Source organism: Vibrio comitans (assembly GCA_024346835.1).
GTDB classification, from domain to species: Bacteria; Pseudomonadota; Gammaproteobacteria; order Enterobacterales; family Vibrionaceae; genus Vibrio; species Vibrio comitans.
In genome coordinates this window covers 2,996,898-3,011,658 of the sequence record AP024866.1, presented here as the reverse complement: position 1 = coordinate 3,011,658, position 14,761 = coordinate 2,996,898, and the positions used below count along the sequence as shown (strand labels likewise).

18 protein-coding genes are annotated in these 14,761 nt (G+C 43.9%); all 18 read left to right on the top strand.

The window, feature by feature from the left end; genetic code table 11:
- Positions 1 to 337: 337 nt before the first annotated feature.
- Complete coding sequence (locus OCU46_RS13920; RefSeq protein WP_141273362.1) at positions 338 to 1,099, top strand: amino acid ABC transporter substrate-binding protein; 762 nt, start codon at positions 338 to 340, stop codon at positions 1,097 to 1,099.
- Positions 1,100 to 1,358: 259 nt separating this feature from the next.
- Positions 1,359 to 2,030: an amino acid ABC transporter permease gene (locus OCU46_RS13915; protein ID WP_141273360.1), complete on the top strand. Its 672-nt coding sequence runs from the start codon at positions 1,359 to 1,361 to the stop codon at positions 2,028 to 2,030.
- Positions 2,027 to 2,764, top strand: coding sequence for an amino acid ABC transporter ATP-binding protein (locus OCU46_RS13910; protein ID WP_141273358.1), 738 nt, complete (start codon positions 2,027 to 2,029; stop codon positions 2,762 to 2,764). Before OCU46_RS13915 ends, OCU46_RS13910 begins: the two co-directional genes overlap by 4 nt.
- Before the next feature lie 266 nt (positions 2,765 to 3,030).
- Complete coding sequence (gene rpmH / locus OCU46_RS13905; RefSeq protein WP_004400210.1) at positions 3,031 to 3,168, top strand: 50S ribosomal protein L34; 138 nt, start codon at positions 3,031 to 3,033, stop codon at positions 3,166 to 3,168.
- Between the two features lie 45 nt (positions 3,169 to 3,213).
- A complete protein-coding gene (gene rnpA, locus OCU46_RS13900) occupies positions 3,214 to 3,537 on the top strand; it encodes a ribonuclease P protein component (protein ID WP_244311466.1) in 324 nt (107 codons plus the stop codon).
- Positions 3,504 to 3,761: a membrane protein insertion efficiency factor YidD gene (gene yidD, locus OCU46_RS13895; protein ID WP_082957073.1), complete on the top strand. Its 258-nt coding sequence runs from the start codon at positions 3,504 to 3,506 to the stop codon at positions 3,759 to 3,761. Before rnpA ends, yidD begins: the two co-directional genes overlap by 34 nt.
- Positions 3,762 to 3,763: 2 nt before the next feature.
- Positions 3,764 to 5,386 carry a membrane protein insertase YidC gene (gene yidC, locus OCU46_RS13890; RefSeq protein WP_141273354.1) on the top strand — a complete coding sequence of 541 codons (1,623 nt, stop codon included), beginning with the start codon at positions 3,764 to 3,766 and terminating at the stop codon, positions 5,384 to 5,386.
- A gap of 125 nt (positions 5,387 to 5,511) precedes the next feature.
- Positions 5,512 to 6,873: a tRNA uridine-5-carboxymethylaminomethyl(34) synthesis GTPase MnmE gene (gene mnmE / locus OCU46_RS13885; RefSeq protein ID WP_141273352.1), complete on the top strand. Its 1,362-nt coding sequence runs from the start codon at positions 5,512 to 5,514 to the stop codon at positions 6,871 to 6,873.
- 8 nt (positions 6,874 to 6,881) lie between these two features.
- Positions 6,882 to 7,316, top strand: coding sequence for an FMN-binding protein MioC (gene mioC, locus OCU46_RS13880; protein ID WP_167495441.1), 435 nt, complete (start codon positions 6,882 to 6,884; stop codon positions 7,314 to 7,316).
- A gap of 476 nt (positions 7,317 to 7,792) precedes the next feature.
- Positions 7,793 to 9,691 carry a tRNA uridine-5-carboxymethylaminomethyl(34) synthesis enzyme MnmG gene (gene mnmG / locus OCU46_RS13875; protein ID WP_141273348.1) on the top strand — a complete coding sequence of 633 codons (1,899 nt, stop codon included), beginning with the start codon at positions 7,793 to 7,795 and terminating at the stop codon, positions 9,689 to 9,691.
- Entirely contained in the window at positions 9,692 to 10,321 is a 630-nt protein-coding gene (gene rsmG, locus OCU46_RS13870; protein WP_141273346.1) for a 16S rRNA (guanine(527)-N(7))-methyltransferase RsmG, read from the top strand. It abuts the gene before it with no gap.
- A 14-nt stretch (positions 10,322 to 10,335) separates the two neighbouring features.
- Positions 10,336 to 11,109, top strand: a complete 774-nt coding sequence (locus tag OCU46_RS13865) for a ParA family protein (protein WP_141273344.1) — start codon at positions 10,336 to 10,338, stop codon at positions 11,107 to 11,109.
- A gap of 24 nt (positions 11,110 to 11,133) precedes the next feature.
- Positions 11,134 to 12,030 (top strand): ParB/RepB/Spo0J family partition protein, encoded by an 897-nt coding sequence (locus OCU46_RS13860; RefSeq protein ID WP_141273342.1) that lies wholly within the window; start codon positions 11,134 to 11,136, stop codon positions 12,028 to 12,030.
- Between the two features lie 149 nt (positions 12,031 to 12,179).
- Positions 12,180 to 12,569 carry a F0F1 ATP synthase subunit I gene (locus OCU46_RS13855; RefSeq protein ID WP_017029795.1) on the top strand — a complete coding sequence of 130 codons (390 nt, stop codon included), beginning with the start codon at positions 12,180 to 12,182 and terminating at the stop codon, positions 12,567 to 12,569.
- An 8-nt stretch (positions 12,570 to 12,577) separates the two neighbouring features.
- Positions 12,578 to 13,384 carry a F0F1 ATP synthase subunit A gene (gene atpB / locus OCU46_RS13850; protein ID WP_141273340.1) on the top strand — a complete coding sequence of 269 codons (807 nt, stop codon included), beginning with the start codon at positions 12,578 to 12,580 and terminating at the stop codon, positions 13,382 to 13,384.
- 43 nt (positions 13,385 to 13,427) lie between these two features.
- Positions 13,428 to 13,685: a F0F1 ATP synthase subunit C gene (gene atpE, locus OCU46_RS13845; protein WP_017029793.1), complete on the top strand. Its 258-nt coding sequence runs from the start codon at positions 13,428 to 13,430 to the stop codon at positions 13,683 to 13,685.
- A 53-nt stretch (positions 13,686 to 13,738) separates the two neighbouring features.
- On the top strand, positions 13,739 to 14,209 hold the full coding sequence (atpF, locus tag OCU46_RS13840; RefSeq protein ID WP_141273338.1) for a F0F1 ATP synthase subunit B: 471 nt from the start codon (positions 13,739 to 13,741) through the stop codon (positions 14,207 to 14,209).
- 14 nt (positions 14,210 to 14,223) lie between these two features.
- Complete coding sequence (atpH, locus tag OCU46_RS13835) at positions 14,224 to 14,757, top strand: F0F1 ATP synthase subunit delta (protein ID WP_141273336.1); 534 nt, start codon at positions 14,224 to 14,226, stop codon at positions 14,755 to 14,757.
- Positions 14,758 to 14,761 lie beyond the last annotated feature (4 nt).

Genomic DNA, 14,761 nt, shown 5'->3' with positions numbered 1-14,761 from the left:
ATCGACCCCACAATACGGATAGAAAAAAATAGAAGGACAGTAATTTTACCCCCAGATTATCAAGATCGCTAGCAAATGATCGACGATCCAGTGCATAAGATCGAAGTTATTCACAATTAATCTGAAAATATTGCAAAGATCTACATGATTACCCACAGAGCTATACCAAAACGACATGATCCTCAAGGTAAGAACTAGGTTATCCCCAACCTTTTTCACATTTTTTCATCCGCAAAAATCACTAATAACCATTCTGTTATTACTAATAACTTTTCGTTATTAGCCTAAGCTGAGCTTAGCTGTAATATTTCGCTGCATAAACACAAGGAGTAGTAGTATGAAAAACTGGTTAAAAGGCTTGGTATGCGCAACCGCACTAATTGCGAGTTTAGGACAAGCAGCTTATGCTGCAACAACAGAAGTAAAAGTGGGCATGTCAGGACGCTACTTCCCATTTACGTTTGTTGAGAAAGACAAGCTTCAAGGCTTTGAGGTTGATATTTGGGATGAGATCGCTCGTCGCAATGATTACGACGTGAAATACGTTACCTCAAACTTCTCTGGTCTATTTGGCATGCTAGAAACAGGTCGTATTGATACTATTTCAAACCAAATTACCGCAACTGAAGCGCGTAAAGCGAAATACCTATTTTCAGACGCGTATGTTGTAGACGGTGCACAAATTACCGTGCGTAAGGGCAACGATGAGATCCAAGGTATTGATGACCTAGAAGGCAAAACAGTCGCTGTTAACCTAGGTTCAAACTTTGAACAATTGTTGCGTAACCACGATAAAGACAACAAGATCGACATCAAGACCTACGATACAGGTATTGAACATGATGTAGCGCTAGGCCGTGCTGATGCATTTGTAATGGATCGCCTATCGGCTCTAGAGCTGATCAAAAAAACGGGTTTACCACTACAATTAGCGGGCGAACCATTTGAAACCATTGAAAACGCTATGCCATTCGTCAACAACGAAAATGGTCAGAAGCTACAAAAAGAAGTGAACGGTGCTCTAGCTGCTATGCGTGAAGACGGCACCCTAGCTGAGATTTCAAATAAATGGTTTGGTGCTGATATCACTCAAAAATAGTGTAACCATATATTTAGCTCAGCCTGATACCAATCACAGTAAGTAAATGCTCAGAAATAGCGCAGGAAAAACACTGGATAACAAGGCAGAACTTTTTGATGAGTAGTTATTCTACAATCAAAAATTCTAACACCGTTATCGAGTGTTTTAACAAGCTAGGATGAGCGGTTATTTGCTACGATTGGTATAACAAGGCTTGGAGCCCACTATTTCTGCGGAGATAGTGGGCTTTGCTTTTTAAACGAAGAGATGTAACAAGATGGGATTTGATTTCAACTACATGCTGGAACTGCTACCGATACTGTTTAAGTATCTAGGCACGACTATGGAGATGGCACTTTGGGGCGGTATCTTTGCTCTGATTTTGGCCGTCATTCTAGCCAACATTCGGGTGTTTAAAGTCCCAGTGCTGGATCAGCTTAGCCAGCTCTACATCAGCTTCTTTCGTGGCACACCACTTTTAGTGCAGTTGTTTCTACTTTATTACGGGCTGCCACAAGTATTCCCAATAATGGTAGGTATCGATGCCTTTAGCGCAGCTGTTATTGGTCTTACATTGCACTTTGCTGCTTATATGGCGGAAAGTATCCGCGCAGCCATTATTGGTATTGATCGTAGCCAAATGGAAGCAAGTCTTTCAATTGGCATGACCACACGTCAGGCAATGCAAAGAATCATTCTTCCTCAGGCTACACGCGTCGCCCTGCCCTCTTTAATGAACTATTTCATTGATATGATCAAATCCACGTCTCTAGCCTTTACGTTAGGTGTGGCTGAAATCATGGCCAAAGCACAAATGGAGGCTTCATCCAGCTTCCGATTCTTTGAGGCATTCTTGGCAGTAGCTCTTATCTACTGGGGCGTGGTTATCATCCTAACGCGCGTACAAATCTGGGCAGAGAATAGATTGAATAAGGCGTATCAAAGATGATTCAACTCAAAAACATTCATAAGCGCTTTGGTGACAGTGAGATCCTTAAAGGTATCGACATCGATATCAATAAAGGAGAAATCATCGTTATTATTGGCTCTAGCGGCACAGGTAAATCTACCCTACTGCGTTGTGTTAACTTCCTTGAGCAAGCAGAGCAAGGCGAGATCAGCATCGATGATACCTATGTCAACTGTGCAAAGTACACCAAGGCTGAAGAACTGGCTCTAAGACGCAAGACAGGCTTTGTATTCCAAAACTATGCATTGTTTTCGCACATGACGGCTCGTCAGAACATTGCCGAGGGTCTAATTACCGTTCATGGTTGGAAAAAAGACAAGGCATTGCAGCGCGCACAGCAAATATTGGATGACATCGGCTTACAAGATAAAGGTGATAGCTACCCAGCCTCTCTATCTGGCGGTCAGCAACAGCGTGTAGGCATTGGCCGAGCAATGGCATTGGAACCAGAGCTGTTGTTATTCGATGAGCCGACCTCAGCACTTGATCCTGAATGGGTCGGTGAGGTGTTGAATTTAATGAAAAAATTGGCCAATCAGCACCAAACTATGCTGGTGGTCACTCACGAAATGCAGTTTGCTCGTGAAGTCGCTGACCGAGTGATCTTCATGGCAGAAGGCAACATTGTAGAGCAAGGAAAACCTGAGGATATCTTTGGTAATCCACAGGATCCTCGCTTGAAAAAGTTCTTAAATCAAGTTGGGATCCAATAAGATCCTTGTGATTTAAATTTTTACACGTATAATCCGTCGACCGGAATTTCAGGCACGAGAATCTTAATCTGGTTTCAATAAGAAGCAGAGATAATAGATAACTTGTGTTTGAGCTAAACCAATCATTGACTATTTTAAAGACAGTGATTACAATTCCGCCTCTTTGTTGAGAGACGTCGGTATCCCTCTTATATATAAGAGAGAAATACAGCCCACGTCGGGTTTAACAAGAACCTAAAAACTACTGATCAGTAAAGGTAATAACCATGTCTAAACGCACTTTTCAACCTTCAGTTCTAAAGCGTAAACGTACTCACGGTTTCCGTGCTCGTATGGCTACTAAGAACGGTCGTAAAGTAATTAATGCACGTCGTGCTAAAGGCCGTGCGCGCCTTTCAAAATAATTCGCGATTATTTTGACTAAGTACGCGTTCAATCGGGAGTTACGTCTGTTAACTCCCGAGCATTATCAAAATGTCTTCGAAAAGGCTCACAGAGCTGGCTCCCCTCATTTCACAATTATCGCTCGTAAAAACTCTCTTACTCATCCAAGACTTGGATTAGCAGTACCTAAAAAGCAAATTAAAACTGCCCCTGGCCGTAATAGGTTCAAGAGAATCGCACGAGAAAGCTTCCGTCTTAATCAGCACAAACTTCCTAACAAAGATTTTGTTGTTATTGCAAAGAAAAGTGCCCAAGATTTAAGCAATGATGATATGTTTAAACTCTTCGATAAACTATGGCAAAGACTTTCTCGCCCTTCGCGTGGATAGCGATAGGTCTAGTTTACCTATATAGAGTTGGTATTAGTCCGTTCATCGGACCACGCTGTCGTTTCACCCCAACCTGCTCCGAGTACGCAATCTTGGCATTAAAAAGCCACGGATTTGTAAAAGGGTGTTGGTTATCGGGCAAACGTCTATTAAAATGCCACCCTTTGAATGATGGCGGATACGACCCTGTACCACCAAAAAACACAACAAACAGAGATAAATAACGATGGGTTCTCAACGTAATATCCTGTTTATCGCATTGGCTATGGTTTCATTTTTGCTATTTCAACAATGGCAAGAATACAAAAACCCAACAGCCCCTGCGACTAACCAGGCACAATCTAGTAGCAGCTCTTTGCCAGCGCCTTCAATGGCTGACGAAATGGATCCTGCTCCAGAAGCAAACCATACGGCAAGTATTGTATCCGTTAAAACAGACGTTCTCACTCTATCTATCGATGCTGTCGGTGGTGATGTGGTGTCTGCTTCATTAAATGAATACGCTGAAGAATTTGAATCTGAAGAGCGCTTCGTTCTTCTAGATAAAAAAGGCAACGAGCAATACATTGCTCAAAGTGGCCTGATTGGTCCGCAAGGTATCGATCTAAGCAGCACATCTCGTCCTAACTACAAAGTAAGCGCAGACAGCTTTACTTTAGCAGAAGGTCAAGATGAGCTACGTGTACCAATGACTTTCACTGCGAATGGCATTGATTACACCAAAACCTTCATCCTTAAGCGCGGCAGCTACGCAATTGATGTGGTTTACGATGTGGCGAACCACTCTGGTGCGAATGCAACAGTTGGTATGTACGCTCACCTTCGTCAAAACCTGCAAGATGCTGGTGGTAGCCTAACAATGCCTACTTACCGTGGCGGTGCATACTCTACTGAGTCTACACGCTACAAGAAGTACAGCTTTAGCGACATGCAAGATCGTAACCTTCAACAAAACCTGCCTAACGGCGAGGGTTGGGTTGCAATGCTTGAGCACTACTTCGCTTCAGCTTGGGTTCCACGTGATGCACAAGGCGCAAGTCTTTACACTCGCGTAGTGGGTAACCTAGGTGACATCGGTGTTCGTCTTCCTAACAAGACAATCGCAAACGGTGAAACTGGCGAAATGAAGGCAACTCTATGGGTTGGTCCTAAACTTCAAAATGATATGGCAGCGGTTGCTCCTAACCTTGAGCTAGTAGTTGACTACGGCTGGTTATGGTTCATTGCTAAGCCACTTCACTGGTTACTGTCTATGATCCAAAGTGTTGTTATCAACTGGGGTCTAGCGATTATCGTACTAACCTTCATCGTTCGTGGTGCTATGTACCCACTAACGAGAGCTCAGTACACCTCTATGGCTAAAATGCGTATGCTGCAACCAAAACTGACAGCAATGCGTGAGCGTATCGGCGATGACCGTCAGCGTATGAGCCAAGAGATGATGGAACTGTACAAGAAAGAGAAAGTTAACCCACTGGGTGGCTGTCTACCTCTTATCCTACAGATGCCTATCTTCATCGCTCTATACTGGGCATTGATGGAATCTGTTGAACTGCGTCACTCACCGTTCTTCGGTTGGATCACTGACCTTTCAGCACAAGACCCGTACTACATCCTTCCTCTATTGATGGGTGCTAGTATGTTTATGATTCAGAAGATGAGTCCTACGACTGTAACGGATCCAATGCAGCAGAAGATCATGACCTTTATGCCGGTTATGTTTACCTTCTTCTTCCTATGGTTCCCATCAGGTCTAGTTCTTTACTGGTTGGTATCGAACATCGTTACGCTGATTCAGCAAACGTTGATCTACAAAGGTCTAGAGAAAAAAGGCTTACACTCTAAATAGAGCTTAAGTTAGCCAATGTTTATAAGAGAAGGCGACCTTAGGGTCGCCTTTTTATTTTCTATGAATTGAGCAACTTACTGTAGTTTAAGTATACAATTTACCTAATTATTCCAATTGAGACGAACATGACTAACGATACTATTGTGGCTCAAGCCACAGCGCCAGGACGTGGCGGAGTAGGCATAATTCGAGTTTCAGGCCCACAAGCTAACCAAGTCGCACAATTAGTCGTGGGGCGTGAGCTTCAGCCTAGACGCGCTGAATACCTACCGTTTGTGGACGATGCCGGAGTTCAGCTAGACCAAGGCATCGCCTTGTATTTCCCAAACCCTAACTCCTTTACTGGCGAAGATGTATTAGAGCTTCAGGGCCACGGTGGTCCCGTTGTAATGGATATGCTGATAAAGCGCATCCTTTCAATCTCTGGCATTCGTCCAGCACGCCCTGGAGAGTTCTCCGAGCGTGCATTCCTCAATGACAAAATGGATCTAACTCAGGCAGAAGCCATTGCCGACCTCATTGATGCCAGCTCAGAAGAAGCGGCCAAATCCGCTCTGCAATCACTTCAGGGTGAGTTTTCAAAGCGCATCACGACGTTAGTCGAGTCGCTGATTCATCTTCGCATTTATGTAGAAGCAGCGATTGATTTTCCTGAAGAGGAAATCGATTTTCTGGCGGATGGTAAAGTAAGCACTGACTTACAAACGATCATCGATAACTTAGAAGCTGTGCGCGCAGAAGCCAATCAAGGTGCAATCATGCGTGAAGGCATGAAAGTGGTCATTGCCGGTCGTCCAAATGCAGGTAAATCTAGCTTACTCAATGCCCTTTCAGGCAAAGAGTCAGCCATTGTTACTGATATCGCAGGTACCACGCGTGACGTGCTCAGAGAGCACATCCACATTGACGGTATGCCACTGCATATCATTGATACTGCGGGCCTTCGTGAGGCGTCTGACGAGGTCGAGAAGATAGGTATCGAGCGTGCTTGGGAAGAGATACAACAGGCAGACCGCGTATTGTTCATGGTTGATGGCACCACTACTGATGCCACCAATCCTCAAGAGATTTGGCCCGAGTTTGTAGATAGACTACCGAACAACATGGGAATGACCGTCATCCGCAACAAGGTTGATCAAACCCAAGAGACCCTGGGTATTTGTCATGTGAACGACCCAACCCTAATTCGTCTAAGTGCGAAGACTGGCCAAGGTGTCGATGCCCTACGTAACCATTTAAAAGAGTGCATGGGATTCTCAGGCAACAGCGAGGGTGGCTTTATGGCGCGTCGTAGGCACCTTGATGCCCTAGATAAGGCAGCTGAACACCTCTCTATTGGTCAGCAGCAGTTAGAAGGCTATATGGCGGGAGAAATCCTGGCAGAAGAGCTAAGGATCACTCAACAGCATCTCAACGAGATCACCGGGGAGTTCAGTTCTGACGATCTTCTAGGTCGCATCTTCTCATCATTCTGTATAGGAAAATAAACATGTCTATGATTCATTTGATCACAGGTAGCACCTTAGGTGGAGCAGAATACGTTGCCGATCATCTTAATGATTTACTGCAAGATATGGGTAAAGATACCGAGATACACAATCAACCAAACCTAGATGAAATACCTGCAAAGGGGACTTGGTTAATCGTCACCTCAACTCATGGTGCGGGTGATTATCCAGAAAGTATTCAACCATTTATAGAGCAACTTCAGCAGACGCCACCCAACACTCAAGCTCTAAACTATGCCGTTATCGCTATTGGTGACTCTAGCTATGACACCTTCTGTGGTGCGGGATTGCATTGTCAGGAACTACTTGAAGATATTGGTGCTACGCCGTTATCGGAGTGCTTAACCATTGACGTTCTGCGACATCCAGTGCCAGAAGAGGCGGCTGAAGAGTGGTTCGAAGACCATAAACATCTGTTTTAAGTCCTATCCACTCGCTTAACAATCACTAGGCCGATGCGCTTTTTTGCTCATCGGCTTTTTTTTGTTGGTTCGTTTGCTCACAAAATAACCGATAATTAACCTCAAGTTCTGTGGATAACTACATAGGTATTCAGTGATCAACCTATAGTTATCCCAATAACAACTTATAGTGATCCACCCCCCTGTGAATAACTGCTCATTTTGATCCCAGCTAATACAGAGCTAGATCCACTAGAGATCACAGCAAGTGATCCTCTCAAAGGTGTTGATCTTGTTGATCAAATATCAGTTATCCACAATAGATCTGTTGCTTAATAATAGATCTAATAAAAGATCTATATAAAGATCTTATATATATTTAGCAGAGCGGAAATTGTGTAAAACATTAAAAGCAATTTTCTAATGATCAGAAAGAAGGTAGAATACGCCTCCTTTTTGTTCACTCATTTCACGATAGCGATATCCGAGGCCAACTCATGCTTTATCACGAAAAATTTGATGTCATCATCGTTGGTGGTGGTCATGCTGGTACTGAAGCTGCATTGTCTGCAGCAAGAACGGGCCAAAAGACACTTCTGTTGACCCATAATATTGATACTTTGGGACAGATGTCTTGCAACCCAGCCATTGGCGGTATTGGTAAAGGCCATCTCGTGAAAGAGGTTGATGCTATGGGTGGATTGATGGCAAGAGCCATTGATCACGCAGGTATTCAATTTAGAACACTTAACGCATCAAAGGGCCCTGCAGTGCGCGCTACCCGTGCTCAAGCCGATCGCGCCCTGTACAAAGCGTTTGTACGATCAGAACTAGAAAACACACCGAATCTAACGCTGTTTCAACAATCAGTGGATGACTTGATCGTTGAGAACGATCAAGTTAAGGGTGTTATCACTCAAATGGGCCTCAAATTCGAAGCCAAAGCAGTCGTGCTAACCGTTGGTACGTTTTTAGGTGGCAAGATCCATATTGGAATGGAAAGTGCCTCTGGAGGCCGTACAGGCGATCCTTCTTCGATCGCTCTTGCTCAACGTTTACGTGATCTTCCATTCAGAGTTGATCGACTAAAAACAGGAACGCCACCAAGGATCGATGCTCGTAGCGTTGACTTTAGCCAGCTAGAAGTGCAGCACGGTGACAACCCAACTCCTGTATTTTCGTTCATGGGTAATCGTAGCCAGCAACCTACTCAAGTACCGTGCTACATCACGCATACCAATGAAGCAACTCATGAAGTGATTCGCAATAACCTCGATCGCAGCCCAATGTATGCCGGTGTGATTGAAGGTATCGGACCAAGATACTGTCCATCTATTGAAGATAAAGTGATGAGATTTGCTGACAAAAATAGTCACCAAATATTCATCGAACCAGAGGGTTTAACCACTCACGAACTCTATCCAAACGGCATCTCAACAAGTTTGCCATTTGATGTGCAAGTTCAGATTGTTCGCTCAATGAAGGGCTTTGAAAATGCTCATATTGTCCGCCCTGGTTACGCGATTGAATACGATTTCTTTGATCCTAGAGATCTGAAACACACCTATGAAACCAAGTTTATCCAAGGCTTGTTCTTAGCTGGCCAAATTAACGGTACAACGGGTTACGAAGAAGCAGCGGCACAAGGTTTGATGGCCGGTCTTAACGCGAGTCTTTACTCTCAAGAAAAAGAAGGCTGGTCGCCTCGTCGTGATCAGGCCTACATGGGCGTACTTATCGACGACTTATCAACTATGGGTACCAAAGAACCGTACCGTATGTTTACCTCTAGAGCGGAATACCGCTTGTTGCTTCGTGAAGACAATGCGGATATTCGACTGACTGAAAAAGCACACGAGCTTGGATTAGTTTCTGAGGAACGTTGGGCTCGATTTAATCAGAAAATGGAAAACATGCAGCTTGAGCGTCAACGTCTTGCAGGTACATGGATCAACCCTAAATCTGAAGGCGTGGATAAGCTAAATGCAGTACTAAAAACTCCGCTGACTCGAGAAGCGAGTGGCGAGGATCTTTTGCGTAGACCTGAGCTTACTTATCAACAGCTTACAGAGTTAGAGGGCTTTGGCCCTGCCCTTGAAGATCAACAGGCTTCTGAGCAAGTTGAGATCCAAGTGAAGTACGAAGGCTACATTCAGCGCCAGCAAGACGAAATCGCCAAGTCTATGCGTCATGAGAACACTCAACTGCCAAAAGATATTGATTTCTCTTTAGTCTCCGGCTTGTCCAATGAAGTGGTTGCAAAACTGACAGATACCAAACCAGAAACGATAGGCATTGCCTCTCGAATTTCAGGAATAACACCAGCAGCTATTTCTATCTTGTTGGTTTACCTAAAGAAACAAGGCCTGCTTAAGAAAGGTGAGGAAGTCGCATAAATGAGCTTACATCAAGAACTTCAACAACTGATCGCTAAAACCGATCTGACGGTTTCTGATAAGCAACTGGATCAATTGGTTGGTTACGTCGAACTGCTTAACAAGTGGAACAAGGCCTACAATCTAACCTCGGTTCGCAATCCTAGTGACATGCTAGTGAAGCACATCATGGACAGCATAGTGGTATCGCCACACCTTGATGGAAAGCGATTTATTGACGTGGGTACAGGACCAGGATTGCCTGGTATCCCATTATCAATTATGAACCCTGATAGTGAATTCTTCTTGCTTGATAGCCTAGGCAAGCGTATACGTTTTATTAAACAAGTTGTACATGAGCTAAAGATTGAGAACGTGACTCCGGTTTTGAGCCGTGTAGAGGAGTTCCAGCCTGAGGTTAAGTTTGATGCGGTGTTAAGCCGTGCATTTGCTTCGATGACCGATATGGTAAATTGGTGTCGTCACTTGCCAAAAGAAGGTACGGGCAAGTTTTTTGCTCTCAAAGGACAAGCTTCACAAGAAGAGATAGAGCAACTTCCTGAATGGTGTAGCGTGATCCAAGTCAAACCTTTGATAGTGCCTGAGCTTGAAGGTGAGCGACATCTTGTAATCTTAACAGACCGAGTTTAGGGAAGAGAACCAACGTGGGAAGAATTATATCAATTGCCAATCAGAAAGGTGGCGTAGGTAAAACAACGACCTGCGTGAATCTAGCTGCTTCTATGGCCGCGACCAAGCGCAGTGTTTTGGTTATCGATCTTGATCCCCAGGGCAATGCTACTATGGCGAGTGGTGTCGACAAATATCAAGTTGAAACAACTGCTTATGATCTATTGGTTGAAGAAACCCCTTTTGCTGAGGTTGTAACTCGTTCCACAACGGGTGGCTATGACCTCATTGCGGCGAACGGTGATGTAACCGCCGCTGAAATTAAGTTGATGGAAGTATTCGCTCGTGAAGTAAGGCTAAAAAATGCCTTGGCGGGCGTGCGCGATCAGTATGACTTTATCTTCATCGATTGCCCTCCTTCTCTCAATCTTCTGACAATTAACGCTATGGCCGCATCAGATTCAGTTCTGGTTCCAATGCAGTGTGAATACTTTGCTTTGGAAGGACTGACTGCACTTATGGATACCATCAGTAAGTTGGCTGCAGTCGTTAACGAGAATTTGAAGATCGAAGGGCTACTACGCACCATGTTTGATCCTCGAAACCGTTTATCTAATGAAGTTTCGGATCAGCTAAAGCAGCACTTTGGCACCAAAGTGTACCGTACCGTTATTCCAAGAAACGTACGTCTAGCGGAAGCCCCAAGTCATGGTAAGCCAGCAATGTATTACGATAAGCAATCTGCAGGTGCTAAAGCCTATTTGGCGTTAGCGGGTGAGATGCTTCGCCGTGAAGAAGTTGCTGTATAAAAATATTTCTAAGGAAAAATGTCAATGTCCAAGCGTGGCTTAGGTAAAGGATTAGATGCACTGCTATCTACCAGTGCAATAGCAAGGGAAAAAAACACGCCATCGGCAGCGCAGCAATCCGTTTCTCATTCTGATAGCGGTGACATGCAAGATATTGCTGTTGAACGCTTGCAACCGGGTGTCTATCAACCGAGAACAGAAATGGATGAGGAAGCACTGAGTGAGCTGAGTGCTTCTATCCGCTCTCAAGGCATTATTCAGCCTATTGTGGTTCGCCAAGTAGACACTGACAAATATGAAATTATCGCTGGTGAGCGCCGTTGGCGTGCTGCCAAGCTTGCTGGACTGACCCAAGTTCCTTGTGTGGTTAAGCGAGTGCAGGATAAAGCTGCCATTGCTATGGCCCTTATTGAGAACATCCAGCGAGAAAACCTCAATGCGGTTGAAGAAGCTCATGCTTTGGAAAGCCTGCGCACAAAATTTGAACTTTCCCACCAACAAATTGCCGAAGTTATCGGCAAATCCAGAGCTGCTGTAAGTAACCTATTGCGTCTTAATCAGCTAGAAAGTGAAGTAAAGAGTCTGGTTTCAAATGGTCAACTCGATATGGGGCATGCTAGAGCTCTGTTAGCCGTTGATGGTGAGCAACAAGTTGAGCTGGCACAGCATGCAGTAAAAAGACAACTAACTGTTCGACAAACTGAGCAATTAGTAAAAAAATCTCTTCAGCCACCCGAAAAAATTGACGAAAAAAGCATCGATCAAGACGCCATTTTATGGTCAGAAAAATTGTCACAAAAATTAGGAAACGACGTTTCTTTGATCCGTGGCAAAAATGGTAAGGCTAAATTGACGATTAGTGTTGATGCACCTCACAAATTAGAGCAGTTAATCGCCAAGCTAGAGCGCATCGTGGGATAATTGATCCTGTTCAATATTCGTGCAATTAGGTTCACATTTACTTGTCTTTTTCCTGAATATTTGCGCATAATGCGTGACGTTGGATACAAAATTCGAAATTTTCGCTTGATTTTGACAAAAGCGGGAATTGTTTTTCGAGGAAAGAATACATGGTAACTGCGCTTACTAAACCTGGGCGAGAGCTTGCAAAGCGATTGCTGCTGATTGAGTTTAGCGTGGTTATGTTAGTGGCAACTGGGGTAAGCATTACTGTTAATCCTAGTTGGGGGCTATCGGCACTGATTGGTGGTGGCATTTTTGTCATTGCGAATGCAGTGTTTTCTTTATTCGCGTTTCTGTATGCGGGCGCAAGGGCGACAAAACTCGTTACCTTTTCGTTCTATACAGGTGAAGCGCTTAAGATACTCCTGACTATAGTTTTGTTTTCCGTTGCCTACGTGTATATGGAGTTGGAACTTGTTCCTCTCAAGCTAACCTATTTGCTGGTCTTACTTATTAATATGTTTGCGCCAGTGTTTTTTATTAACAAAAGAAAATAGGAAAAGTTATGGCTACGCCTGGTGAAGCGTTGACATCTTCCAGTTATATTGACCATCACTTACAACATCTATCTTTAGCTAATTTAGGTCTTGTAGCTGAGGGCAGTTTCTGGAATGTGCATATCGATAGCCTGTTATTTTCTGTGTTAACTGGTGTGTTATTCCTTTGGGTATTTCGCTCAGTAGCTAAGAAAGCAACAACTGGTGTACCAAGCCGATTGCAATGTTTTGTTGAAATGGTAGTGGAATTCGTTGGTGAGAACGTAAAAGACACTTTCCATGGACGCAATCCATTGATTGCACCATTGGCATTAACGATATTCGTGTGGATTATTTTAATGAACTTGATGGACCTTGTGCCTATCGATTTCTTACCTTATCCAGCTCAGTTAATGGGTATCCCTTATCTTAAGGTGGTTCCTACAGCTGACGTGAGTATTACAATGTCTATGGCACTTGGCGTGTTTGCTTTGATGATTTACTACAGCATTAAAGTAAAAGGCGTCGGTGGCTTTGCTAAAGAATTAGCACTGCACCCTTTTAACCATCCAATTATGATTCCGTTCAACTTACTATTGGAGACGGTATCGCTGTTAGCGAAACCAATTTCTCTAGGTATGCGTCTGTTCGGTAACATGTTTGCTGGTGAGGTTGTATTTATTCTTTGTGCTGCAATGCTCCCTTGGTACTTACAATGGGTAGGTTCTCTACCTTGGGCTATCTTCCATATTTTGGTTATTTTGATTCAAGCCTTTGTATTTATGATGCTAACGATCGTATATCTATCGATGGCTCATGAAGATAGTGATCACTAATTTTATAAACGTAAACTCTAAAATTAATATTGGAGAATTTTAAATGGAAACTGTTCTAAGTTTTTCTGCTGTTGCTGTAGCGATCATCGTTGGTCTGTGTTCAGTGGGTACTGCTATTGGCTTCGCAATTCTAGGTGGTAAATTCCTAGAAGGTGCAGCACGTCAACCAGAAATGGCGCCAATGCTTCAAGTTAAGATGTTCATCATCGCGGGTCTTCTAGATGCGATCCCAATGATCGGTATCGTAATCGCACTTCTATTCACATTCGCGAACCCATTTGTTGGTCAACTAGCAGGTTAATCAGTAGATCATTCATCTGAAACTTTGTTGATTAATTAAAAGGGGTAGCTGTTGTGGAAATGAACGCAACTCTGCTAGGTCAAGCAATCTCGTTTGCAATGTTTGTATGGTTCTGCATGAAGTATGTATGGCCACCAATCATTGAAGCGATTGAAGAACGTCAGAAAAAAATTGCTGACGGTCTCTCTGCTGCTGAACGCGCAGAGAAAAATTTGAACCTAGCACAAGCCAACGCTTCTGAACAATTGAAGGAAGCGAAGCGCACAGCAACTGAGATCATCGATTCAGCGAACAAACGTAAAGCTCAAATTCTTGATGAAGCACGCGAAGATGCACAGGCAGAACGCCAAAAAATCCTCGCTCAAGCTGAAGCAGAAGTAGAAGCTGACCGTAGCCGCGCTCGCGATGAACTGCGCAAACAAGTTGCTACTCTGGCTATTGCTGGTGCCGAGAAAATCTTGGAGCGCTCAATCGATAAAGAAGCGCAAAAAGATATTCTTGAAAACATTACTGCAAAACTTTAACAGAAGGGGCGCTTATGTCGGATTTGGTAACAATCGCACGCCCCTATGCTAAAGCAGCATTCGAATTTGCGGTGGAAAAAGACACGTTAGACCAATGGGGTCAAATGTTGGCTTTTGCCGCTGAAGTGACAAAACACCATGAAATTTCAGATTTACTGGATGGCTCATTAACAGCCAACAAACTATCTGAACTTTTCATTGCGATTTGTGGCGAACAACTTGATGAACATGGCCAAAACCTGATTAAGGTGATGGCAGGTAATGGTCGATTAAAGGCTCTACCTGATGTTCTTGCTGAGTTCTTGGCTCTTCGAAGAGAGCACGATAAGTTTATTGAAGTAGAAGTTATTTCTGCTTCAGACCTGTCGAAGCAACAGCAAGACGACATGATAAGCAAGTTAGAGCAACGCTTTGACCGCAAAGTGAAGCTGAATTGCAGTATAGATGAGACCCTACTTGGTGGGGTTATTATTCGAGCCGGAGACCTAGTCATTGATAACTCAGCGCGAGGTCGTTTGAACCGCCTGAGCGATGCATTGCAGTCTTAATGGG

Coding starts and splice junctions, on each gene's coding strand:
- OCU46_RS13860 (WP_141273342.1), top strand. CDS start 11,134: ATGTCCAAGCGTGGCTTAGGTAAAGGATTAGATGCACTGCTATCTACC.
- atpH (WP_141273336.1), top strand. CDS start 14,224: ATGTCGGATTTGGTAACAATCGCACGCCCCTATGCTAAAGCAGCATTC.
- yidD (WP_082957073.1), top strand. CDS start 3,504: ATGGCAAAGACTTTCTCGCCCTTCGCGTGGATAGCGATAGGTCTAGTT.
- atpB (WP_141273340.1), top strand. CDS start 12,578: ATGGCTACGCCTGGTGAAGCGTTGACATCTTCCAGTTATATTGACCAT.
- OCU46_RS13910 (WP_141273358.1), top strand. CDS start 2,027: ATGATTCAACTCAAAAACATTCATAAGCGCTTTGGTGACAGTGAGATC.
- yidC (WP_141273354.1), top strand. CDS start 3,764: ATGGGTTCTCAACGTAATATCCTGTTTATCGCATTGGCTATGGTTTCA.
- OCU46_RS13915 (WP_141273360.1), top strand. CDS start 1,359: ATGGGATTTGATTTCAACTACATGCTGGAACTGCTACCGATACTGTTT.
- atpE (WP_017029793.1), top strand. CDS start 13,428: ATGGAAACTGTTCTAAGTTTTTCTGCTGTTGCTGTAGCGATCATCGTT.
- rpmH (WP_004400210.1), top strand. CDS start 3,031: ATGTCTAAACGCACTTTTCAACCTTCAGTTCTAAAGCGTAAACGTACT.
- mnmG (WP_141273348.1), top strand. CDS start 7,793: ATGCTTTATCACGAAAAATTTGATGTCATCATCGTTGGTGGTGGTCAT.
- mioC (WP_167495441.1), top strand. CDS start 6,882: ATGATTCATTTGATCACAGGTAGCACCTTAGGTGGAGCAGAATACGTT.
- rsmG (WP_141273346.1), top strand. CDS start 9,692: ATGAGCTTACATCAAGAACTTCAACAACTGATCGCTAAAACCGATCTG.
- mnmE (WP_141273352.1), top strand. CDS start 5,512: ATGACTAACGATACTATTGTGGCTCAAGCCACAGCGCCAGGACGTGGC.
- OCU46_RS13920 (WP_141273362.1), top strand. CDS start 338: ATGAAAAACTGGTTAAAAGGCTTGGTATGCGCAACCGCACTAATTGCG.
- OCU46_RS13855 (WP_017029795.1), top strand. CDS start 12,180: ATGGTAACTGCGCTTACTAAACCTGGGCGAGAGCTTGCAAAGCGATTG.